This is a genomic window from Asticcacaulis sp. (assembly GCF_027484505.1).
Taxonomy (GTDB): domain Bacteria; phylum Pseudomonadota; class Alphaproteobacteria; order Caulobacterales; family Caulobacteraceae; genus Asticcacaulis.
In genome coordinates this window covers 15890-40022 of record NZ_JAIXSV010000349.1, presented here as the reverse complement: position 1 = coordinate 40022, position 24133 = coordinate 15890, and the positions used below count along the sequence as shown (strand labels likewise).

At 60.8% G+C, this 24133-nt stretch carries 16 protein-coding genes; 5 read left to right on the top strand and 11 right to left on the bottom strand.

Annotated features, from left to right (window positions below):
* Positions 1-44: 44 nt before the first annotated feature.
* The 7 genes from Q0072_RS20655 to Q0072_RS20625 all read right to left on the bottom strand — a co-directional run bounded on the left by Q0072_RS20655 (position 45) and on the right by Q0072_RS20625 (position 7419).
* Complete coding sequence (locus tag Q0072_RS20655) at positions 45-551, bottom strand: DUF2271 domain-containing protein (protein WP_298333696.1); 507 nt, start codon at positions 549-551, stop codon at positions 45-47.
* An 8-nt stretch (positions 552-559) separates the two neighbouring features.
* Complete coding sequence (locus tag Q0072_RS20650; RefSeq protein WP_298333694.1) at positions 560-1180, bottom strand: PepSY-associated TM helix domain-containing protein; 621 nt, start codon at positions 1178-1180, stop codon at positions 560-562.
* Positions 1181-1253: 73 nt separating this feature from the next.
* Positions 1254-2351, bottom strand: coding sequence for an alpha-hydroxy acid oxidase (locus Q0072_RS20645; protein ID WP_298333692.1), 1098 nt, complete (start codon positions 2349-2351; stop codon positions 1254-1256).
* Positions 2351-3031: a Fe2+-dependent dioxygenase gene (locus Q0072_RS20640; protein ID WP_298333690.1), complete on the bottom strand. Its 681-nt coding sequence runs from the start codon at positions 3029-3031 to the stop codon at positions 2351-2353. The genes Q0072_RS20645 and Q0072_RS20640 overlap by 1 nt, the downstream gene beginning before the upstream one ends.
* A 116-nt stretch (positions 3032-3147) precedes the next feature.
* Positions 3148-5391, bottom strand: coding sequence for a TonB-dependent siderophore receptor (locus Q0072_RS20635; RefSeq protein WP_298333688.1), 2244 nt, complete (start codon positions 5389-5391; stop codon positions 3148-3150).
* A 306-nt stretch (positions 5392-5697) separates the two neighbouring features.
* On the bottom strand, positions 5698-6609 hold the full coding sequence (locus Q0072_RS20630; RefSeq protein ID WP_298333686.1) for a DUF4198 domain-containing protein: 912 nt from the start codon (positions 6607-6609) through the stop codon (positions 5698-5700).
* Positions 6610-7419 carry an energy transducer TonB gene (locus Q0072_RS20625; RefSeq protein ID WP_298333684.1) on the bottom strand — a complete coding sequence of 270 codons (810 nt, stop codon included), beginning with the start codon at positions 7417-7419 and terminating at the stop codon, positions 6610-6612.
* Positions 7420-7555: 136 nt separating this feature from the next.
* On the opposite strand from Q0072_RS20625, the gene Q0072_RS20620 reads away from it, so the two are divergent.
* Both Q0072_RS20620 and typA read left to right on the top strand, forming a co-directional pair.
* Positions 7556-10096, top strand: coding sequence for a prolyl oligopeptidase family serine peptidase (locus Q0072_RS20620; RefSeq protein WP_366941864.1), 2541 nt, complete (start codon positions 7556-7558; stop codon positions 10094-10096).
* 292 nt (positions 10097-10388) lie between these two features.
* Complete coding sequence (gene typA / locus Q0072_RS20615; RefSeq protein WP_013478792.1) at positions 10389-12224, top strand: translational GTPase TypA; 1836 nt, start codon at positions 10389-10391, stop codon at positions 12222-12224.
* 80 nt (positions 12225-12304) lie between these two features.
* Here typA and Q0072_RS20610 read toward each other — a convergent pair whose 3' ends face one another.
* On the bottom strand, positions 12305-13930 hold the full coding sequence (locus Q0072_RS20610; RefSeq protein WP_298333682.1) for an FMN-binding glutamate synthase family protein: 1626 nt from the start codon (positions 13928-13930) through the stop codon (positions 12305-12307).
* A gap of 80 nt (positions 13931-14010) precedes the next feature.
* A complete protein-coding gene (locus Q0072_RS20605; RefSeq protein ID WP_298333680.1) occupies positions 14011-16194 on the bottom strand; it encodes a TonB-dependent receptor in 2184 nt (727 codons plus the stop codon).
* Between the two features lie 272 nt (positions 16195-16466).
* On the opposite strand from Q0072_RS20605, the gene Q0072_RS20600 reads away from it, so the two are divergent.
* A complete protein-coding gene (locus Q0072_RS20600) occupies positions 16467-19631 on the top strand; it encodes an autotransporter domain-containing protein (protein ID WP_298333678.1) in 3165 nt (1054 codons plus the stop codon).
* Between the two features lie 234 nt (positions 19632-19865).
* Positions 19866-20813, top strand: coding sequence for an SMP-30/gluconolactonase/LRE family protein (locus Q0072_RS20595; protein ID WP_298333676.1), 948 nt, complete (start codon positions 19866-19868; stop codon positions 20811-20813).
* Here the strand turns inward: Q0072_RS20595 and Q0072_RS20590 are convergent.
* Positions 20810-21976 carry a Gfo/Idh/MocA family oxidoreductase gene (locus Q0072_RS20590; RefSeq protein WP_298333674.1) on the bottom strand — a complete coding sequence of 389 codons (1167 nt, stop codon included), beginning with the start codon at positions 21974-21976 and terminating at the stop codon, positions 20810-20812. The two genes, Q0072_RS20595 and Q0072_RS20590, sit on opposite strands and share 4 nt — an antisense overlap.
* Positions 21977-22132: 156 nt before the next feature.
* Here Q0072_RS20590 and Q0072_RS20585 point away from each other — a divergent pair, with 156 nt between their 5' ends.
* Entirely contained in the window at positions 22133-23254 is a 1122-nt protein-coding gene (locus Q0072_RS20585) for a PA0069 family radical SAM protein (RefSeq protein ID WP_298333672.1), read from the top strand.
* Positions 23255-23395: 141 nt separating this feature from the next.
* Here Q0072_RS20585 and Q0072_RS20580 read toward each other — a convergent pair whose 3' ends face one another.
* Positions 23396-24121, bottom strand: coding sequence for a TetR/AcrR family transcriptional regulator (locus Q0072_RS20580; protein ID WP_298333670.1), 726 nt, complete (start codon positions 24119-24121; stop codon positions 23396-23398).
* Positions 24122-24133 lie beyond the last annotated feature (12 nt).

The following is a 24133-nucleotide window of genomic DNA, read 5'->3' as shown; positions in this document are numbered from 1 at the left end:
TTCTCGAAAGGAATACCAAGAGTCATTTCCAATGACCCTTGGTATTACGGCTTAATGGTGAACGCCACGGCACCCAGCTCGGTCGTGCCTTTGGTCGAAGCTGCCACGGCCTTCTTGCCGTCCCACTTGAACGGTGCCTTGACCACTTCGCGGCCGCCGCCTTCGCGCGACGCTTCGACGTTCAGCACGTAGTCACCGGGCGTCAGGCCCTTCAAAGCCGCGGTGTCGATCTTCGCCGTCTGGCGACCGGGCGCCTTGGTGGCCGACGACAGACCGCTGACCTCCGAAGCACTGAGGTCACGGCCCGACTTGCGCCACCAGGTGCGCAGGTCTTTCAGCCACTTGTCGCCCTTACCCACCTGATACCAGACAAACAGGTTCGATTTGTGCGCGCCCGCGCCGTCTTCGATCCACGCCGCCACATAGGGCTTATGGTATTCGGCGACGTTGAGACGCGGCACTTCGACATCGACGGTTACGGTCCCGGCCTGAGCGGCACCCACCGCACCGACGCTGAGGACCGTCGTCCAGATGGCGGCTTTAGCGAACATGATAAACCTCACGCATGAATAAACAGAAGGAAGAGGATGAAGGGCACGATGGTGCCCAGACCGACCAGCGGCCAGGTGATGCGCCGCCCCCGCGCATAGATCCACAGAAGACCCAGCCCCGTAATGCAGAAGATGACAGAGGCAATGGCGATGATGTCGATAAACAGGCTCCAGGCCGGGCCGGCATTACGCCCCTTATGCAGGTCGTTGAGGACCGCAATAAAGCCGCGATGGCTCTTTTCGTAGGTCGCATAGCCCGTGTCTCGCTCGACGCTCATCCATTCGTCAAAGCCCGGTCCCGGCATGGCAAAATAGAGTTCGCCATCAGAGACTTCGGGCAGAACTTTTGAGACATCGACCCCCGTATCGGCCTTCAGCGCCTTAGCCAGATCGTTCGGCAGACGCGTCTTATCCTGCGCCCTCGGCAAAAGCGCCAGCGTCTGCGCACTGAGTTCCTTTTCCCAGTTGGTGACCTGCGGCTTGGCCTCGATGAGGCTGGCGTGGTTGAGCGTAAAGCCGCTGACCGAAAAAAGGATCATGCCGACCAGACAAAGGGCGGAGGATATCCAGTGCCATTGGCGTAGCTGATTGCGCCAAAAGGAAGGAGTCGGTTTAAACGGGGTCGTCATCAGGCTTGGGGCTCTATTTAATAATCATTCTCATTATCAAGGCGCCCCGCTTTTTGCAAGGCAGCAAAACACCTTAAATCGACAGATGTTCAGGCCTTATACGCTCCAGTGTCGGCGTTCCCGACAGGGCCATGACCACTTCCAGTTCTTCGCGCAGCGTGCGTATCGCATGGGCCACACCCAGAGGCCCGGCGGCGGCTAGGGCCTGCACGTAAGGACGCCCGATCAGCACCGCCGAAGCTCCCAAAGCCAGCGCCTTGAACACATCGCTGCCGCGCCGGATACCACCATCGAGCAGGATGGGCACCCGTCCCGCCACGGCCGCCGCTACGGCGGGCAAGGCTTCAATGGCTGCCGGCAAGGTATCGAGCACCCGCCCCCCGTGATTGGAGACGATCAGCCCATGCACCCCCATACGGCAGGCGTGGTCGGCGTCCTCCGGGGCCATAATGCCCTTGAGGATGACCGGCAAACGCGCCTCAGACAGCACCCATTCGATGTCGTCCCAGCCGGGGGCCGTCTTCATCAAACCGTCGAAGACACGGCTTTGACCCGGTGCGGCGGTAGGCACGGGCGACGGTGACGGCAGATTGACCGCCGACAGGTGCGGCGGCAGACGAAACCCCGCGCGCTGTTCGCGGTTGCGCACCCCGGCCATGGCTGCATCGACCGTGATGACCAGCGCGCGATAGCCTTCGCGCTCAGCCCGATGGATGAGGTCAAGCGACACGCCGTGATCGGCCTGAAGATAAAGCTGAAACCACAGAGGCGGCGTGGTTTCGGCCTGAGCCACCTCTTCCAGGGTGACGGTCGATAGGGTCGAAAGCACCATCAGGGTCTGGGTCACCGCTGCCCCCAAAGCCGTGGCGCGTTCGCCGTCACTATGAAACAGTTTCTGATAGGCCACGGGGGCTAAAAAGATAGGATGTTCATAGACATGGCCGAACAAGCTCAGGCGCGTGTGCCCTCCGGAGACCGCCCCCAGCACCCGCCCTTTCAGGAGGATTTCGGAAAAGGCCTCGACATTGCGGCGGACCGTGTGTTCATCCCCGGCCCCGGCCTGAAGATAGGCCCAGGCCATATCGCTCAGCCGCTCACGCGCATAGGCTTCGTAGTCTGAAACCGCTACGATATCCGGAGGAATGACCGTCAGGGGGGACTTGGGGGACATCACATCTGCGCCCATTGCCGCAGGAGGTTGTGATAGTGGGCGGTGAGGCTTACCACCTCTTCGCTGTCGCCCAACTGGCTGCGCAGGCGCAGGATGGTCATGTCGAGTTCAAACAACATCCGCCGTTGCTCGCTGTCTTTCACCAGACTTTGCGTCCACAGGAAGGAGGCCAGCCGCACGCCACGGGTGACCGGCTCGACGCGATGCAACGAGGTGGACGGGTAGAGGATGGCATCCCCGGCGTTCAGCTTGACCTCATGCGCGCCATAGGTGTCTTCGACGATCAGTTCGCCGCCCTCATATTCGCCGGGGTCATTGAGGAAGACCGTGGTTGAAACGTCGGTGCGCGCGGTGAGGCCCTTGAACGGATCGCGGTGCAGGGCGCTGTCCACGTGATTGCCGTAATGCCCGCCGCCTTCGTAGGCATTAAAGCGCGGCGTCAGGACAATATGCGGCAGGGCAGCGGACTGAAATAACGGATGCCGACGCAACGCCGCCTCGATGCGTTCACCCAATATCCGCGCCTCAGGCGCATCGGCGGGCAGTTGCCGGTTTTGCTTGACCTTCTGCGCCTGCGGTCCCGCCGAGACCGCGCCATCAGCCCAGCGCGCCTCAGCGAGTGCAGCACGTATCTCGGCCACCTCTTCGCGGGTCAGGACTTCAGGCAGATGCAGCAGCATGGCGAACTCATATAAAAATGGCCCCGACCGGAAGGTCGGAGCCAGAAGATCATGAAGCGATTGATAAAAGGTGGAAAGGGCCGCGCCTGCGAAACAGTGACGCAGCCCCTGATATTTTAGAACTGATAGTTCAGGGTCAGAGTGGCCGAACGCGGCGCACCGGGGATCAAACGCGAACCGCCATTGTTCAAGGTAGCGATATAGTCCTCATCCAGCAGGTTATAAACGTTCAACTGCACCGACACCTTATCCGTCAGCTTGTAAGACCCGTAGGCATCGACCACCCAGTATTCCGGGATGAACGGCACATTCTGGGTCGCCAGATCAACACCCGGCGTATTGGCGCGCACCTGCTCACCGGTATAGCGCGCGCCGCCGCCAAGGGTCAGCTTCGGCGAGATTTCATAGGTGGTCCAGACGGTAGCCGCCAGTTCCGGCGACCAGCGGGTGACCGCACCGGTGGCGTTCGTGCCCGTCGTACCTCTTTCAACCTCGGTATCCATAGTCTGGATACCGGCGGTCAGGTTCCACTTGTCGGTGATCTTGCCGACCACGCCCAGATCAAAGCCCTTGACCGTGCGCTTGCCGAAGTTTTCGCCAAAGCCCGTGTTGAAGGGATCTTCGACAAACTCGTTCAGATGCTCGGTCGAGTAATAGGCGGCGGTCAGCAACACGCGGCCCGACAGGACGTCCCACTTGATCCCGGCTTCGAGGTTGCGCGTCTCAGTCGGATCGACATTCGGGTTGTTGATATTGGTCGAGGTTTCACTACCGCCAACCGTGGTCGTCGAAGCGCCCAGATTGACCGTGCCCGGAGGCGTCTTTGAATTGGCATAGGCCACATACAGGCTGGCCGTTTCGACCGGCTTATAGACCAGACCGGCCTTATAGCTGGTCAGGGTGCCGTCGCCCTCGATACGGCTATTGGTCGCAGTTTTGGTCGTGACGCCGTAGCTATCGACGCGTACCCCGGCATTGAACAGCCACTTTTCACCGAAATGGATTGTGTCGAACAGATAGGCGGACCCCACGTTCAGCTTAACGAAAGCGCGCGTCCCATTGAGACCATTGACCGGCAGATCAACATTAGGGTTCGGATTGTAGAGATTGGCCTGCTGAGAGGTGGTCAGGGTCACGGCGTTCACGCCATAAACCGCCACCTTTTCCGTCGAAAACTCCAGACCGTAGGACAGATCATGCGTGAAGGCGCCCGTAGTCGCCGAAGCCGTAAAGTTGGTCGCATTGATCAGGGCGTCATTATCCTTGACCACATGCTGACGCGAACGGTTGACGGTCCAGGTCGAGCGGTCAGTGAGATTGGTCGCGGTGATCCCGGCATTGCCCGTGCTCACTCCGGTCAGGACGCGGTCCAGCGACGTCCGGCTGAGGCGCGTCGTGTTGGTCATATAGACGCCAGACTCAAAGTCGTGCTCGAACTTCACCGTAAATTGCGAAGACTCCGTATCTTCGTAATCACGTACCGAACCGTAGTAGTTTTCGGGATCGACACGCGGTGCGGCCTGAATGGCCGGCGTGGCGTTGTAGAAACCCGGATAGCCGACCGAAGGAATGCCGCCGTCGGGCACATTGTCGCCCTTTGACACTTGCGCAAAGCCATAGAGGCGCGTCGGCGTACCGATGCCGATGCCATAGGCCGCTGCCACGGCATAGCCTGACTTCTTCACCTCGTCGCGGCCCACCGCATTCACATCTTCGGCCATCAGGTTGAGGCGCAGGCCGCTGGTCTTACCCACGGCTCGGTTGACATCGACGGTGGCGCGCGCCCCGCCCTGACTGTAGGCCGCCAGCGTGCCCGAAGCGGCCGCCTCAAGCGTCGGGTGCTTGGACACCAGATTGATATAACCCGAAGAAGCCCCGCGCCCGATATCGGCCCCGCCGGCCCCCCGGATCACTTCGACCTGCTCAAGATTGAAAGTATCGCGCGAGGCTGAACTCATATCGCGCACCCCATCGACCAGCACGGAGGTCGAAGCGTCGAAACCACGCATCTGGAAGGTATCACCGGCTGACGTATTGCCGTTTTCGCCCATCTGAACCGTGATCCCCGGCACATTGCGCAAGGCTTCCATCAGGGACGCGGCCTGCTGCTGCTGAAGGACTTCCTTCTTGATGACGCTGACGGTCTGCGGCGTGTCGATCAGAGCCTGGGTCTGCTTGGGCGATGACACAACATCGGCCTTATAGCTGTTGTCGTCTGCGGTAACGGTGACGCCTTCCAGCTTCTTGTCCTGCGCCAGCGCCGCTGAGGAGAGTGCCGGAACCGCCGCCGCGGCCATCAGGGCGGCCGTCAGGTAACGGTTGGAAGTGTGCTTGCGATTGCGAATGTGAGACATGTGCATCAACATCTTTTAAAAAGGGCGTCGCGGTTTCCGTCTGACGCCGAGGGAGGGGGACCGGCAGACCGGCCTGCGAGCATTCTCGGTGGAGTTGCGAATAATTGTCAGGTGCAAATACCGCACTGCGGCTTTATTGCAACCGCAAAATGACCGTTTTCCACTGTATGACGCTGTTTTTTGCAAGCGTGTCGCAAATTCAACAAGTCGCGGCACCGAAATGACCGAGGGCCGACGCCGTGGTCCCACACCCGCAACGCCGGCCCCCGTTCCCGCCGTAGCGGGTAAGGCATATTATACCCTCTGGAAATCTCAGAAGGGCAGCACTTCCAGCGTCACAGCATAGGACGACCGCACCGGCGGCATGTCACGTTGCGCCGGTTGCCCCTGCGGTCGCGCACCCTGAGCACCAGGCTGCGCTCCACCCTGCGGACCGGCTTGGGGGCCATGGTCGTCGTCGGCTTCGGGACGCGGCGGGTAAGAGGTGTTCAGATAGTACTGGCCGCCGAATTTCCAGTTGACAGCAATCGTACCTTCGGCGTCGGCGGTCACTGCCTGCTCATCCAGTTCGCCGCGGAAACGCACGCCGCCCGGCACCACCTTGACCTTGAGGCCCGGCATCGGCTTACCATCCATCAGTACACGGAATTTTGCCGTTTCACCCACCACCAGATCAGTCGTCGGTTGCAGCGGGAACAGTTCAAGCCCCTGCCCCACCGGCTTGATTTCAGACGGTTTTCCCGACGTCACAAAGGTTTCGACGCGGCCGAAATTGCGGCTGACCTTAAGCTCCGGCGCATTGGCAGGCACCTGCTTGGCGAAGTCGTCTTCGGAACCGCGGAAGGTTTTGCTTTCTTCGCCTGCCTTCCAGGTCGCCATCACCATGCGATTGACCGAAGCGATGCGATAGGTGCCTTCGGTCGCCAGCTTGACATCAAAGGTCGAGCGCAGCTTGCCCGTCGAGGCGTTTTCGGCTTCGACCGGCGAACCGTCCGGTGCGCTGATCTGAAGATTGGTCAGGCGCATGGCGTTATGGTCGGCGTAGAAAAGGCCGTTGGACGAGGCAGCGTCCACCGTCACATAGGTCGGACGCTGCGGATTGGTCGAGGCCTCGACCTGCGTCGCCGAAGGCAGCAGCCACTGGCTGTGGGCCAGAGCCGCCGGGGCCGCCGCCAGAAGGCCCAGCGCGGCGGTGCCGGTCAGAAGGCGCTGAATCAGGGTCATTTAGGTGTCTCCGGAAGTCTGTTCTGATGCGAGAGAATTGTGATCATGGCCCCGTCGGCGGTCGCCGCGTTTGAGGCCGAAGGTAATGGGGACGGTGGCCCATGACTCGACCGCCTGACCGCCACGGGTCGCCGGACTGAACTTCCAGCGCTTGACCGAGTCTATAGCGGCGCGATCCAGTCGCATGGAGCCGCTGGACGCCTGCACCTGCACCTCACCGACGCTGCCGTCGGGGCGCACCTGAAGGCGCAACTGCACCGTCCCCTCCTCGCGCCGCGCCCTGGCTTGCGGGGGATAGGCGGGCGGCGGATTGTTGTTCAGTGCCGATTCAACATCGACACCCACAAAGTCATTGCGCGGTTGCGCCGCCGCCGGAGCGGCCTTGGCCACAGCGGGGGCCGCTACCGGGGCCTGAACCGGCGGGGCCTTCACGGGGGCCATATCCAGCGGCGCGACCTGCGCCACTACGGGGGCCGGCGTTTCGCGTGGTTGAAGCATCGGCTTAGGCTCAACCACAGGCGTTTCCGGTTTGGGCGTATCGGGCGTGATCACGGGTTTCGGCGGCGCGCGGCGCGATTCAATCGGCACCATCTCAACGACCACAGGCGCGGTTTCCTCGATCTCCGGGGTCGTCAGGCGAAACTGTGTGCTGACGATATAGGCCGCCAGAGCGGCATGGACGGCCAAAGACACGCCGATGGCCACCGATGCCCCGCTGCCCGTGCCTTTGCGACGCTTTACGGGTTGCGATGCCACGCGTTCACCGCGTGCTGTGCCGTTTGCGTCGGTAAGAATACTCTGAGCGGTCATGCGTCAAAAGCCAGTGACAACGAACCGGACCCCAACGATCCGGACGATAGGGCTGACTAGCACTCCTGCAACTCATTCGCAAGCGCATTGAAAACAATTCTCATTATGATAAATCGTCGCACCCCGGTGGAAAGGGATGAACCCGCCTCTTGATTACATCTGTGACAACCGTAAGACTGTCGCCCTAATCAAAAGGGGCCATGCCATGAGACTCAGCCACCTGCGCGCCACTGCGGCCGCCGTCACCGCCTTTATCGTTGCCACCACAATGACACCGGTTTGGGCCGCACCGACTACAGGCTATCAACTCCCCCCGGCACCGATTGCGCAGATCCTCGACGCTCCGCCGACCCCCGGCGTCATGGTCAGTCCCGAACGCCGCACCATGGTGCAACTGGGCCGTGAGAACCTGCCCTCCATCGCGGCAGTATCCGAGCCAATCCTGCGCTTGGGCGGCTATCGCATCAATCCGCGCAATAATGGCCCGATCGAAGCCCGCGCCGCCTGGATGAACAGCCTTGCCTTTGAAGATGTAGCGACCGGGTCCGTGCGTCCGGTCGCCCTACCCGCCGGGACGCGCTTCCTGTCGCCGCGCTGGTCGCCGGACGGGACAAAGCTGGGTTTTCTGGTCGATGCCAGCGGTGGTCTTGAGCTTTGGGTCGCCGATGTGAAGACGGCAACGGCCAAAAAACTGACCGGCGGCATCGTCAATGCGGCCTTCGGGGCCGGTTTCGACTGGCTGTCCGACGGTTCGGGGGTTCTCTTTTCGGCCGTTCCCGCCGGACGCGGTGCCGCTCCGGTGAAGGACCCTACGCCGTCAGGCCCCATTATTCAGGAGTCGAAGGGGCGCACCGCCGCTATCCGCACCTATCAGGACCTGCTGGGCAATGCCTATGACGAGGCCCTGTTCGACCATTATTTCACGTCTCAGATCACGCGCGTTTCCCTGAGCGACGGAGCCATCACCGCCATTGGCACGCCGGGTCTCTATACCTCGATGTCGGTTTCGCCGGACGGCAAGTACCTGCTGACCAGCCGCCTGAAGCGTCCCTACAGCTATCTTGTGCCCGCCGGACGTTTCCCGACCGAAGTCGCGGTAAGCACTCTGGATGGCAAACCGGTCAAGTTACTGGTAGATCGTCCGTTGACGGACAATCTCCCCGCCGCCTTCGATGCTGTGCCGACGGGTCCGCGCTCCGTTTCGTGGCGCGCCGATGCGCCGGCCACGCTGGTCTGGGCCGAAGCACACGACGGCGGCGATCCGAAAGCCAAGGCGGCCGTCCGCGACACCCTGTTTACGCTCAACGCTCCGTTCGATGGCACGCCGCAAAAGCTGATCGACCTTGATCAGCGCTATGCCGGGCTCGACTGGGGCCGTGCCGACTTCGCGCTGGTCACCAGTCGCTGGTTCGATACGCGCAAGGAAAAGCGCATCGCGCTCGATCCCTCAAAGCCGGGCAGCGGTCGCGTGCTGCTGGAGCGCAACTATCAGGACCGCTATAACGATCCGGGCAGCGCCGTCTCGCGCCTCACCGCCGAAGGCGAAGAGGTGCTGCACTTCACCCCGGACGGCAAGTCGGTCTTCGTGATGGGTGCCGGCGCTTCGGCCAAAGGCGAATTTCCCTTTGTGGGTAAGATGTCGCTGAGCGATGGCAAGGTTACCCGCCTCTGGCAGGCCGAAGTCCCCTATTACGAAGCGCCGGTGGCGCTTGCCGATCTGGCGGGCAAGTCGGTCATCACCCGCCGCGAAAGCAAGGATGCCGCCCCCAACTATTTTATCCGTCCGGTAGCGGCGGGCTCAAAGACCCGCGCCCTGACGCAATTCCCGGATCGTGCACCGCAATTTGCCGGAGTGACCAAGCAGACGCTGACCTATACGCGCGCCGATGGCGTCAAGCTGTCGGGCACGCTCTACCTGCCCGCCGGCTACGATAAGGCCAAGGATGGCCCCCTGCCCCTTTTCATGTGGGCCTATCCGGAAGAGTTCACCGACGCTTCGGTCGCCAGCCAGACGGTCGATAGCGGTAACCGTTTCGTGCGTCCGGGCGGCGCCAGCCACCTGTTCCTGCTGACCCAGGGCTATGCGGTGCTGGATGGGCCGTCCATGCCGATCATCGGTAAGGATGGGGCCGAACCCAACGACACCTATGTCGAGCAACTGACCGCCAGCGCCAAGGCGGCGGTCGATGCCGTCGTCGCTCTGGGCGTCGCCGACCGTAACCGTATCGCCGTGGGTGGCCACAGCTATGGGGCCTTTATGACCGCCAACCTGCTGGCCCACACGGATCTGTTCCGCGCCGGGATCGCGCGTTCGGGGGCCTATAACCGCACCCTGACGCCGTTCGGCTTCCAGTCGGAACAACGCACCTACTGGGAAGCGACGGATACCTACACGAAGATGAGCCCCTTCACCTATGTGCGAAATATCAAGGACCCGATCCTGCTGATCCACGGCGAAGCGGACGACAATTCCGGCACCTTCCCCATCCAGAGCGAACGCTTCTACGCCGCCCTGAAAGGCGCCGGGGCTAATGTGCGTTATGTGGTCCTGCCCAATGAGGCGCATGGCTACCGGGCGCGCGAGTCCAACCTGCATACGCTGTGGGAAATGACGCGCTGGCTCGACACCTATGTCAAGAACGCCCCGCCGCGTTCGGAAAAACCCGCCGCGAAGTAGGCGAAGGAATGGAGTGCCTCCGGCAAAAGGCGCTCCGTCCCTTCGCATCCGCAAAAATAATCCACGGTTCGGGGTGGCGCTTTGACGCAGATTCGGTTATAGACCGCGCCAAATCACGCGCGCCGAACCGGTTTGGCCTCTCACATATGTCTGCGAGAGGCTTTTTTATGGGTTGGCAAGCGCCTCCGGCACCTGACGGAGGCGTGCGGAAAAGCCCCCCACCCGGCCCCCGGTTTATGTATCGGCGCGCCATCCTCTCCCGATATGGGTCGAGGAAAGATCAGAGTCTTTTATGAATCTTCGCAATATCGCCATTATCGCCCACGTTGACCACGGCAAGACGACGCTCGTGGACGCCCTTCTGGCTCAGTCGGGCGTCTTCCGCGCCAACGAAGCCACGGTTGAGCGCGCCATGGACTCCAACGATCAGGAGCGCGAGCGCGGCATCACCATCCTCGCCAAGTGTACCTCGGTCCTGTGGAACGGTAAGGCCGGCGAAACCCGCATCAACATCATCGACACGCCGGGCCACGCCGACTTCGGCGGCGAGGTTGAGCGTATTCTGGGCATGGTGGACGGCTGCGTCATCCTCGTGGACGCCGAAGAAGGCGTCATGCCGCAGACCAAGTTCGTGCTGGGTAAGGCGCTGAAGTTGGGCCTGCGTCCGATCCTGTGCATCAACAAGGTCGATCGCGCCCACGCCGATCCGGACCGCGTACACAACGAAGCCTTCGACCTGTTCGCCGCCATGGGCGCGACGGATGAGCAACTCGACTTCCCGCACATCTATGCGTCGGGCCGTTCGGGCTGGGCGACGCTGGACCTTAATGTGCCGTCCGACAACCTCGCGCCGCTGTTCGACCTGATCGTCGATCACGTGCCGCCGCCCGCCGTGCAGGCCAAGGTCAATGAGCCGTTCCAGATGCTGGCCGTTCTGATCGAATCCGATCCCTTCCTGGGCCGCATCCTGACGGGCCGCATCGCGCAGGGTAAGGCCACCCCCGGTCTGGCCATCAAGGCGCTGAACCGTGATGGCCAGGAAATCGAGCGCGGTCGCATCACCAAGGTGCTGGCTTTCCGCGGCCTGAAGCGTCAGCCGCTGGACGAAGGTTCGGAAGCCGGTGACATCGTGGCCATCGCGGGCCTGTCGAAGGCTACGGTTGCCGATACGTTGTGCGACATGTCGCTCGACACCGCCCTGCCGGCGCAACCGATCGACCCGCCGACCATCTCGATGACCGTGTCGGTCAACGACTCGCCGCTGGCCGGTCGCGAAGGCTCCAAGGTGCAGTCGCGCGTGATCCGCGACCGCCTGCTGAAGGAAGCCGAGTCGAACGTCGCGATCCGCGTCACCGAGTCGGGTGAAAAGGATGCCTTCGAAGTCGCCGGTCGCGGCGAACTGCAACTGGGCGTGCTGATCGAAAACATGCGCCGCGAAGGCTTCGAAGTCGCCATTTCGCGTCCGCGCGTGGTCTATCAGACCGACCCGGAAACCGGTGAGCGCATGGAACCCATCGAAGACGTCATGATCGACGTGGACGAAGAGTTCACCGGGGTCGTTATCGAAAAGCTGTCGGCGCGCAAGGCCGAGCTGAAGGACATGGCCCCGTCGGGCGCGGGCAAGACCCGCATCCAGCTCAAGTCGCCGTCGCGCTCGCTGATCGGTTATCAGGGCGAATTCCTGACCGACACGCGCGGTTCGGGCGTGCTCAACCGCGTCTTCTCGCACTACGAAGCCTATAAGGGCCCGATCGAGCAACAGCGCAAGGGCGTGCTGGTGTCGAACTCGGACGGTGAAACGGCGGCCTACGCCCTGTGGAACCTCGAAGAGCGCGGCGTGATGTTCGTCGGTGCCGGCGAAAAGACCTATATGGGCATGATCATCGGTGAAAATTCGCGCGCTGACGACCTCGACGTCAACCCGATGAAGGCCAAGCAACTGACCAACGTGCGCGCCTCGGGCAAGGATGAAGCCATTCGCCTCACCCCGCCGCGTCGCCCGACTCTGGAACAGGCCATCGCCTATATCGAAGACGATGAACTGGTCGAAGTGACCCCGCTCAACATCCGCCTGCGCAAGAAGGAACTGAACCCGTCGTTCCGCAAGAAGCGCCAGAAGGAAGACTAAGACGAACGGCCCCGGAAACGGGGCCGTTTTTGTTTGACACCCGTTTTGGGGTCAAGGGGGCCGTGCCCCCTTGTCTTGCCCTACCCCTTCAGCATCTGTTCGACAATGGTTTCATCCAGCGGTTCGAATGTGTCGATCTGGGCGCGGTGCCACTGCTTCATCAGTCCTTCCCGCGCTGTGCCGTTGAGGATGGCGCCCGGTTCGACGTGCGGATAGGCGACATCGCCACGCACAACCTCACCATTGGCGGCGCGCACGTGCAGGTGCCACGGCTTGAGGTCACGCGGGTGGTTGAGGCCCGCCGCCGCCAGCATTTCTGACAAGGCTTTCAGTGTATTGCGGTGATAGTGTTCGACGCGCGGCGCCTTGTCCTTGACCACAAGCGCGCGTCTACGCCACCAGGCCTGAGTCGTCACGCCGGTCGGGCAATGGTTGGTATGGCAGGCGCGGGCCTGAATACAGCCCGCGGCGAACATGAAGGCGCGCGCCGCCATCACGAAATCGGCCCCCAGCGCATGCACGCGGCAAAAGTCAAAGGCCGAGACGACCTTACCCGAGGCGCCGATGCGGATATGACCGCGCAGCCCGGCACCCACCAAAGCGTTGTGTACAAAGCTTAAGCCTTCGAATAAAGGCAGTCCGACGTGGTTGGACAGCTCGACCGGAGCCGCGCCTGTGCCGCCTTCACCGCCATCGACCACGATGTAGTCCGGCGTGATGCCGGTGGCCAGCATGGCCTTGACCAGCGCCAGAAACTCCGCCCGGTGGCCGATCGCCAGTTTCAAACCCACCGGCTTGCCGCCCGACAGGCGACGCAGTTCGGCGATAAAGCTCATCATTTCTCGCGGCGTCGAAAAGGCCGGGTGGGCGGCGGGCGACACGCAATCGCGGGTGCGGTCGATCAGGCGGGTGCGGGCGATTTCGCCGGTGATCTTGGCGCGCGGCAGCACGCCGCCGTGTCCCGGCTTGGCCCCTTGACTGAGCTTCAGCTCGATCATCTTCACCTGATCAAGCGCCGCCGTGCGTACAAAGGCCTCCGGATCGAACTGACCGTCAGACGTGCGGCAGCCGAAATAGCCCGACGCGATCTGCCAGATCAGGTCCCCGCCATATTTGCGGTGATATTTGGAAATGGCCCCTTCGCCGGTATTGTGGGCAAAGCCGCCCAGCTTCGCCCCTTTGTTGAAGGCCATGATGGCATTGGCCGACACGGCACCGAAGCTGGTGCCCGAAATATTCAGCACCGAAGCGAAATAGGGCTTCTGACAATCGCGCCCGCCGATGCTGAGGCGAAAGTCGCTGGAAGCGATTTTGGACGGGCGCATCGAATGCGATATCCAGCCATAGCCCACGGCATTGACGTCACGAATGGTGCCAAAGGGCAGCTTGTCCGACACATTTTTGGCACGGCGATAGACCAAGGCCCGCTGTTCGCGGGTAAAGGGCACCGGGTCGCGGTCGTCCTCTATGAGATACTGGCGAATTTCCGGCCGCACCGCCTCAAGGATAAAGCGAAAATGCCCGATGATTGGATAGTTGCGCAGAATGGCGTGTGAGGTCTGGGTCAGGTCGCGCAAACCGATCAGGCTGAGCGGCGCAAGGATGAGCAAACTCCACCACAGACGCTGATCCACAAAATAGCCCGCCGCCGCACAGGCGAGCGTCAGCAGCCACACACCCTGAAGGATAAAAAATCTCGATATCACCGCCGCCCCGCCTGATCGTGTATTTTATTGATACTATCAAGCGCTTGCGACGGTTTTCTGAACGGTGCTGTTAAACCGTATCAAGGCTTTTTGGGTGCGGAACTGAAACCACCCAATTGCCGGCTGAGGCCAATCATGATGGTCGGTGTGCGATTCTCGCTGACAGACACGCTACGGAAGCGATTTGTCTCGGTAACCGTTTCGATCTTCGTGAGGGGCAGTGGTTCCTGCACCGTGATCACCAACGACAACTTCGGCATCAAATTGCGACGGTAGTCAATCATCCCGGAACCATTGGCGCCGCGATACCCCTGCGTCGTGTAGCGTCGCCCGTTCAGCTTGTAATTCAGCGACAGAGAGCCCTTCTTGAGCGTATAGTTGAGCGACACCCCGCCACTGAGGGCGGTGTCCGAACGACTGATCGACAGTTCCGGCACATCAATGTCCACAAAGGTCACCGTCGTGTCGAAGTTCACAGTAAGCGTGTTGTTCCATCGCTGACTGTAGGTCGCCGTCAGGCCGTAATTGCGCTCCTGTCCCGCATTCTTTCGCGTTGTCTCGGTGACGAAATTGCCTAGGTTCTGCGGATCGGCAATGACTCGGCTTGAGGTAACGAGCGTTTCGTCCTTGAACCGATAAAAGCCGGTTATTCTATAATCCGAATGCGGCCGGTTAGCCTCGTAAATGACTTCCAGATTGTCGGCCTCTTCGGGTCCAAGCGCTGCATTCCCGATGGTGACGGCGGTCGCAGAACTGAACACCAGACCCGGATTGAGATCGACAGGCTGTGGTCGCTGCTGCTTATGAGTATAGCTTAAACGCAGACGGCGCTTGGCAGAAAAGGCATAGGTGGCAAAAAGGCTGGGGTTTAAGCGGGTGTAGTCGATCTGATTTTCAAGCGTCGTTCCTGGCACTTTGATCGTCAGGTCGAGGGTCTCGGCCCGCAGGCCGGCCAGCAGTGTCCATTTGGGCGTCAATTCCCACTGCGCCGTGGCATATACCGCCGCCGACTGTTGCTCATAACGGAAGCGATTACTTAAAAGGGCATCGAGCTGCAAATCCGCCACGGAGCCCGCCGGACCAAAGGACAGAGTCTCGGTTTTGCTGGTTTCCGTATCAAATTGCGAACCGACGCTGACCTGAACGCGGTCAAAGGTGGTGTTGTACGCGGCAGACAGCATGGCGGTGCGGGTATTGGAACCCCCATCGCGTCGGGTATAGCGCGTGCCGGTGTTGGTGCTTACCGAAGCGCGTTCATAGTCCAACCGGGTGAGCGAAGGCGTATCCCGGTTCGATTGCGAGACAGTCAGGTCGAGCTTGAACGACTGATCCGGCTTTTGTCCGTAGTGGGTGTAGCCAAAGCTCAGACTGCCGTTGTCGTTAGGGGTCCGCCCGTCGCTTTGGGAGCGGAAGACATCGCTCAGGGCGCCGTCGGCCCCACGGGAGGCGGTATAACCTGCAAAGTCGCTATTCACCTTCCCCTGGTTGTAGCTGAGGCCTCCGGTGAGAACGTCATTGTCGCTCAGGTCGTATTGCAGATTCGTCGTCAGCGAGCCTATGCGGTATCGCCCTGTGACGGTCCCCTCAGACCGCGCCTCGCGGATTGCGCCGCCCGACGCATCAAAGGCGGTCGAGGCGCTGTCGAAATCACTGTCGAAACGACCGTCAAACACCGCCGCGAAGCCACTTATATTCAGCTTACCCTGCGTGTAGCTGAGATAGGCGTTGGTGTTACCGCCGCCGCGCGAAGCGACCTGCGCGGACACGGACCCAAACAGGCCCGGCGGCAGATTGCGTTTGGTAACGATATTGACGATTGGACCCGAGCCGCTGGAAGAATATTGAGCGCCGGGATTGGAGATGACTTCGATGCTGGAGATATAGGCCGACGGCATGGCGCGCAGGGCCACAGCGCGATTATCTCCGGACAGCATCAGCGACGGACGACCGTTCAGATAAACCCGCGCGGTCTGACCCCGCACACTGACATCGCCCTGCGCATCGACGGACACACCGGGTACCTTGTTCAGGGCCTCGGCCGCTGTACCCGTGGCAGCCGCCGGGTCCTTCGAAACGTCATAGACTTCCTTACCGGTTGGGTCCACGCGCTTCTTGCCCTGAACCGTAACGGTCGTCGCAGCTTTATCGTCACCTTCAGAGGCCTTAGGCGATTCCGCCTTTTTCTCACCTGTCGTTTGGGTCGGGCTCTGGGTATATCCCGTCGTCGGCAAAGCGCACTGAGCGGCAAACAGTAAAGCGACCATGGGCAAGCCATGGTGTGAATAAGCAGACAAAGCCCCCTCCCGCGAATGCGCACAACCCAACCGAACAGAGTCGCATTACACAATTATGACTCACACAATGGATTAAGCAAGTATAGCTTTCCCGCTTTGATCATCCGATGTCCTTTTTTGGCTTTTGTGGGTTTGGATTGCAGCCCTGACACTCTGCGACCTGCGCGTAATCTTAAGGCCCTTCTGCCGCCTCAGCGGCCCTTTACCCCCTTGGCGACTGTCATTCCCCGCCAAGGTCGATCATGCGCCATCCCCGTCGTTCGCTGCTTCTTTCTGCCACCGCTCTGGCGCTCGTTTTTACCAGCCCGGCGGCGCTGGCGACGACCACGGTTTCGACGGCCACCACCACGCCATTACAAACGGCTACAGCCAACAGCGGCAGTGCAGACGATATCGACGTCACCGATGCCGCCACGATCACTTTGACAAGCGGCACCGCCCTCACCGTCAATTCGGACAACACGCTGGTCCTCAATGGGGTGGTCGAAATGTCATCGTCAGACAGCGGCGCGACCGGCGTCCTGATTGACGGAGCCCGGACGACCAGCCTCGACTTATCGGGAACCATCACAGTCACGGATAGCTACACCGCAGAGGACACGAACAGCGACGATATCGTCGATGGCGTCTTCGCAGAAGGGACCAACCGCTACGGCGTTCGCGCCACCGGACTTCTGACGGGCGACGCTGATATCGACTCGACGATCACCGTGCACGGCAATCAGTCCGCGGCTATTCTGTTTGAGAAAGGTCAAGTCGGCGATTTTCTGTTTGACGGGACGATCACTGTTCTGGGCGACGACGCCCGCGGTATCGCCCTGCGCGGTCCGCAAACCGGTCAGGTCTATCTCAGCGGCTCCATCTATACGCAGGGCAAGGACGCACAGGCGGTTGAACTTTCCGGCGCGATCAACGGTGCTCTGGTCATCGACGCCTCGGTGACCAACACCGGTTATCGCTACACCAGCCTCTCTGACGATTACCTTGATCTTCTGGACGCCGACGACCTCTATCAGGCCAAGGCCGCGGTGCAGGTCTCAAATAATGTCAGCGGTGGCGTCCTGATCAATGCCGCCGTGACCAGCGAAGACGACGCCAATACCGACGAAAACGGCAATGTTATCGAAGATACAGAAGAAGGCACGGCCTCTATCGCCCAGTATGGCACGGCCCCGGCTCTGCTGATCGGTTCCGATACGCAGGCGATTACGCTGGGGGCCATAGCCTATGATGACACGGCCACTGACGATTACAGCGGCCGTACCTACGGGCTGGACATACGCGGTTCTGTGGCCGCCTATGGGGTCTATGAGGGGGTCAGCGCCACCGCTGTACAGATCGCCGGCCTGGGTTACGACGTCAATGTCACCAATGGCATTGGGCTGTCCGGTTCAGTCAGTGCGTCCGCTTATGAAGCGACTGCGACCGGTCTGGCGCTGAAAAGCGGTGCGCGGGTGGGTACGCTTAATCTATCCGGTTCGCTTTCAGCGAACACCACCACCACCAATTCTCACACGGCCTACGGCTTGGATATCGGCAGTGGCGCGATTTTAAACACGCTGAAAATTGAAACCGGAGGGGCGCTCACTGCGTTTGGCTATGGCACGACCGCCAATGCCACGGCCTTGCGCGACACTTCCAATACCCTGACCTCACTCGTAATCAACGGCAGTATCTCCGCCGGTATCACTCCCGGCGATGAGGACGAAGACGATGTGACCGACACCGCGGTAAACCGCGCGGTGGCCATAGACCTCAGTGCCAATAGCGTGGCGACGACGATTGAGGTGGTCAATGCCCATCTGGATGATGATGACTACGCCCTGCCCTACATCACCGGTGATGTGAAACTGGGTTCCGGCAATGATACGGTCCGCGTCTCCAACGGCTATATCTACGGCAATATTGACTTCGGCACGGGCCGCAACAGCCTGACGATTGAAGAGGAAGGCATCGTTCTCGGCAAGCTGACCGGGGCCGGAACGGTGGCCGTCGATGTCGCCAACGGCCGTCTGGGGCTGAGCGCGGGCTCGCAACTGACCCTGTCGAGCCTGCATGTGGGGAGCGAGAGCGAGCTTTATCTGGGGCTGACCACCGCAGATCCCACCCGGCCGCTTCTGATCAACACCGGCACGACGGTGTTCGACGATGGCGCGGCGCTTTATCTGACGCTGGACAAGATCATCCAGACGCCGACGCGCTTCACCCTGATGACCGGCAAAAATATCGACTTCGGGACGCTCGACTTTGAAGACATGGAGGAGCAGGTCCCCTGGCTCTACAAGTCCACCCTGACGACGGGCAGCGCCAATGACGGGCTCTATGCCGATTTCCGTCTGCGCACGCAGTCTGAGTCCGGTTTGAGCGTCACCGAGTACAGTGCCTTGGGTGCGGTGCTGACGGCGGCCGCGACCGACGATGACACGACCAGTACCCTACTGGCCGCCACCACCGAAACCGGTTTTGTCAGTACCTATGCGGCCTTTCTGCCCGATTTTTCGGGTGAAACCCTGTTATCTCTGTCGCGCGGGCGTGAGGCACTGACGCGCTCGATTGAAAAGCAGTCGATCCTGCCCGACGTGGGCGAAACCCATTACTGGATTCAGGAAGAGGGTTATCAGCTCAATCGCGAACGCAGTCAGACTCTGGGGTTCAAGACTACGGGTTTCAGCTTTGCGGGAGGCATCGAACGCGGTCTGGGTTACGGACAAGCGGTCGGTCTTTTTACCAGCTACACGGCGGCGACACCAAAGGACACCTACGCCACCGCCTACGAGACCTCTTCGGCAGCCGATTTCACCCTTGGGGGCTACTGGCGACTGAATAGCGGTGGCCTGAAGGCCTGGTTAAGCGCCGGGGCGGGCGGCACCTTCTTCGAGACGGAACGTCAGATGGTGGGCTCAGCCAATACCCTCACGGCGCGCGCCAAATGGAACGGCTACAGCGTGTCAGGCAGTACGGGGGCCTCGTATCGGGCGACACTGGGACCGATCAGCGTAAAACCGCTCGTCTCCATCGATTATTACGCTCTGAAGGAAGAGGCGCGGGATGAGAGCGGTGGCGGAACGGCCTTTGATCTCAGCATAGACGAACGCCAGAGCCATATCGCCACGGCCTCAGCGCTCTTGAGCTTTGGGCGTGGTGATCGCACGGCTCTGCTGCAACCGGAAATCTGGGTGGGTTATCGCAATAATTTTTCGGTGACGGTGGACGATACCGTCGCCCGCTTTACAGGCGGCGACCCGTTTACCCTCTCGGCAGGGAACCTTAAGGGCGGCGCGCCGGTGATAGGCATGCGCATGATGGCCGGTAATGAATATGGTTATGTGGCACTTGAAGCCGAGGGCGAAAAATATAGCGAATACAGCAATTACAAACTGAGTCTTCGAACCGGTTTTAAATTCTGAAACCACGCTTAAAGCGTCAGCTCATTTAAATTGATATTATCGTTTAGAAACAATATTTAAATAATTAATTCTCATGTTTTAGTTTAATATTACCCTCTGATGTAGGGAACGCGCCATCTGTCGCGATAGGTGGTTCAGAAACGCTTTTCCCTGTTCGCGCGGCGCGAGAGGTGATAACGTTGTCACCCTATAAAGCAGGGCGAATCCGCGCCCTCCGGACAGAGGAAACCCGCCATGTTCACACGTCGCCACAGCCTTGCCCTTGGACTGACCGCCATAGCCTTCCCGCTTCACAGCCTTGCGACGGAAGCCGGCATACGAGGGCTTGGGGGGGCGGGTGATGCGCTGGGCGAAGGCCCCTACTGGTCGGCGGCGCACAAGCGCCTGTTCTGGGTCAATATTTCGGGGCAGACCATCTACGCACTCGATCCACAGAGCGGCGATCTGAAGACCTGGAAGACGCCGAAGCCCGTTTGCTTCCTCGCGGATCGTCAATCGGGCGGCCTGATCGCAGGCCTCAGCGACGGGGTCTATGGTTTTGATCCGAAAGCCGGCACTTTCACCCTTCTGGTGCAACCCGAGAAGCGCGACGATACGCGGTTGAACGACGGCAAGGTCGATGCCAAAGGCCGTCTTTGGACCGGCACCATGGACACCAAGTGGAAGGAAAAGGTGGGGGCCTTCTATCGCATCGACGCCAACCTCAGCGTCACCAAGGTTGATGGTCCCTATCTGTGCGCCAACGGCCCGACCTTCAGCCCGGATGGCCGCACCCTGTGGCACACCGAAACCTACGACAAAGAGGTCTTTACCTTCGATGTGGCGTCCGATGGTACGCTGTCGAACAAGCGGCTTTTCGTAAAGTTTGAGGGGGATATGGGCGCGCCGGACGGCATGGCCACGGATGCGCAGGGCGGCGTATGGATCGCTCATTATGGCGGCGGCCGCGTCAGCCGCTATACTCCGGATGGCAAACTGGACTTTTCTATTACCTTGCCCGCCAGCCAGATCACCAGCATGGCCTTCGGCGGTGCCAAACTCGACCACCTGTATATCAGTTCGGCGGCGCAGTTCCTGCCTGATAATGCGCCGGACAAGGCCGTGGCCGGGACACTGTTTGAAGTGTCGCCGGCCCGACTGCGCGGGCACACAGGCCTGCCCGCCACGCCCTTTGCGGGTTAGACCTTAACGACCACCCCGCCCTGATCGGCGCTGCGATACATGGCCTGAATCAGGCGGATGTCCCGCAGCCCCATCTCGCCCGGCGTGCGGTGCGATGTGTTGCTGCGCGCGGCCTGCGAAAAGCCGTCCACCTGCGCCGCGAACTGTGTGTAGGGCGGGGCGGCGAGCACCGGCGTGCCCGGGTCCCAGCCGCGGTGCAGATTGGCGCGGTTATCGTAATAGTCCGATGCCGGGTCCATATTGATTGAGGCGCTGGCCCCGAACACCTTGATGCGCGATCCCCCGGCATAGCAGTAGGAGGACGAACCCTGTGCGCTGAGCCCTGACGGGAAGCTCATCCGCCAATTCAACCCACCTTCGACGGTCTTGAAGCGCGGATCGTCCTTCGGATAGGCATAGACGGCCGACACTGTGTCGGGCATCTGATCCGCCAGCATCAGGGTGCCGTTCAGCGCATAAATACCAATATCGTACATGGAACCGCCACCGGCCAGCGGCTTGTCCAGACGCCACTTCATCGGCGGGTATTGCGGGTCGGCATTGAAGCCGGCATCACCCGTGATATAGCGCAGGTCGCCCAGTTCACCCTGCTGGCAACGGCGCTTGACCTCGATATTGAGCGGCTCGAAATGCACGCGATAGGCCACACCCAACTGACGATTGGCGGCCTTGGCGGCGGCGACCATGGCCTCGCATTCTTCAACCGTTGAAGCCATCGGCTTTTCACACAGGACGTGCTTGCCCGCCTTCAGGGCACGGATGGTGTATTCGGCGTGCAGCCCCACCGGCAGGACGATGTAGACGCAGTCGATATCCTTGTCGGCGGCGATCTTATCGAAATCGTCATAGCCATAGGTCTTGGCCACGCCATACCGCTCCGCCAGGTCCCTGGCCTTGGCCGGATTGCCGGAGACGAAGGCGGTCATGCGCGACTCATCGGCCTGAAGAAAGCCGGGTATCACCTGATTGATGGCGTAGCTGCCCAGACCGACCACGGCCCAGCCCAGACGCTTTTTGGGCGGCTCCGGCAGATCGACACCATTCGGCAGGGGCTGACCGGCGGCTTTGCCGGTGGTCTGTACAGTCGTTTGAGCGGTAGCGGCGGCACTGGCGACCAGCGGCAGGCCTCCGGCACCCATTAAAAGCTGTCGGCGATCCATCATGGGGGTTTCCTCTGTTTGAATGTATGTAGTGGCCGCACTGTAGACCGGAATCCAAACAGGTGACAACGTTTACCCAGCGCTTTTTTGATCAAACCTTACGCTGGGATTTGAGATAATTGTTCTTGTTATGTTCTTATTTAGTGGTAAGCTCAGGGCATGTCCCCAAAATCCCTGCCTACCCTGCGCACCGAACGCATCACCGATGACAACGCCCTGCCCGATCGGGTGCGCAAGGGACGCGGCGCGGTGTCGAACCGCCTGAGCGGCCGTTTTGATGCACCTGATCGCTACGACACAACCGACGGCTGGGATAGCGAAGATCATCCCGATATCGAGCGTGTGCAGACCATCCTCGGCATAGACGCCGTGCGCAAGATCATCAGCTATAACGACTCGCCGGATGTAGGGTCGAGCCGTTCCATTAATCCGTACAAGGGCTGCGAGCACGGCTGTATCTATTGTTTCGCCCGCCCGACCCACGCCTATCTGGACCTGTCACCGGGACTGGATTTCGAAACGCGCATCTTTCGCAAACCCGACGCCCCCGAACGGCTGCGCGAAGAATTATCGCACCCCAAATACCGCCCCGCGCCGCTGGCGCTCGGGATCAATACCGACGCCTATCAGCCGATTGAACGGACAGAACGCCTGACGCGACGGCTGCTGGAGGTGCTGTGGGAATTTCGCCATCCGGTGCACATCGTCACCAAGTCGGCCCTGATTCTGCGGGATTTAGATATTCTGGTTCCGATGGCGGCCGCCAATCTGTTTTCGGCCACCCTGTCCGTGACGACGCTCGACCGCCATATTGCACGGGTGATGGAACCGCGCGCCGCGACGCCCACCAAACGCATCGAAACCATCCGGGCGCTCAGCGCCGCCGGCATTCGCGTCAGTGTACTGGCCGCGCCGCTGATCCCCGGTCTGACCTGTCACGAACTGGAAAACATCCTCAAGGCCGGGGCCGAGGCGGGAGCGATCCGCGGCGGCTATATTCCGGTGCGCCTGCCACATGAGATCAAGCTGTTGTTCGAAGACTGGCTGAGGCTCAACTTTCCAGACCGCGCCGACCGTGTGCTGAACCGCATTCGGGCCCTGCGCGGTGGCAAGCTGAACGATCCCAATTTCAAAACGCGCATGACGGGCACGGGACTGGAGGCGGACCTGCTGAAACAGCGCTATGAGCTGGCTGTGCGGCGGTATGGCCTGGATGCGCCCCGCACGCCCCTCGATTCGACGCAGTTTCGTGGCGGTGACCCGCAAATGCGCCTGTTTTAGAGGGGAATGATTTCTAATAAAATCATTCCCCTCAAGCCGCCATTGAGGCGGCGGCCAAGGTGGCGCAAGCCACCGCCCGGCGAGGGGCTAAACAAAAGCGAGATCATTATGTTTCTACCAGAAATCATAATGATCTCGCCCTTATCCGAACAGCATCCGCGTCATGTTCCCGGCAATGAGGCGCAGTTCGTCAGCCGATGCCCCGGCACGGGCGCGCACCCCCAGATTGGCGGTGATACCGCCGATCATCTGGGCCAGCACCTTCGGGTCATGTTGGGCTGAAAGACAGCCGTAGGTCTGAGCGTCGATAAAGAAGCGCTCGAAACGCACATCGAACTCTTCGATGGTGTTTTGCAACATCTCCAGGATCGACTCGTGCTGCGGGGCTTCGTTGAGCGCCGTACACATGAAGGCACAGCCCAGCGGGTGCTCGCTCTGTCCTGTATAGGTGCCGATCATGATGTCAAAATAGCGCCCGACAATGGTCGTCAGGCTATCGCCCTGCCCGTTGCAGCACAGCACCGTATCCAATTGCTCGCTGATACGCTGACGATAATGCTGCATGGACTTGAGATAGAGTGCCTCCTTGTCGCCAAAGCCGGCATAGAGGCTGGGGCGGTTGACGCCCGTCGCTTCGACGAGATCATCGAGCGACGTCGCGGCAAAGCCTTTTTGCCAGAACACATGCAAGGCCTTTTTCAGCACGAGATCGGGGTCGTAGGCGCGCGGACGCCCACGCGGACGTTTGCAGCAGGCGCTCGCCTCCAGCGCCTGATCGCCGCAGACATCGGGCAGACCCAGCACCATAGCGTCGGCATCTACGGCCTCGCTCTTATGGATCAGCGTCTCGTAAGGCTGGTGCACCATGGCAACACGATT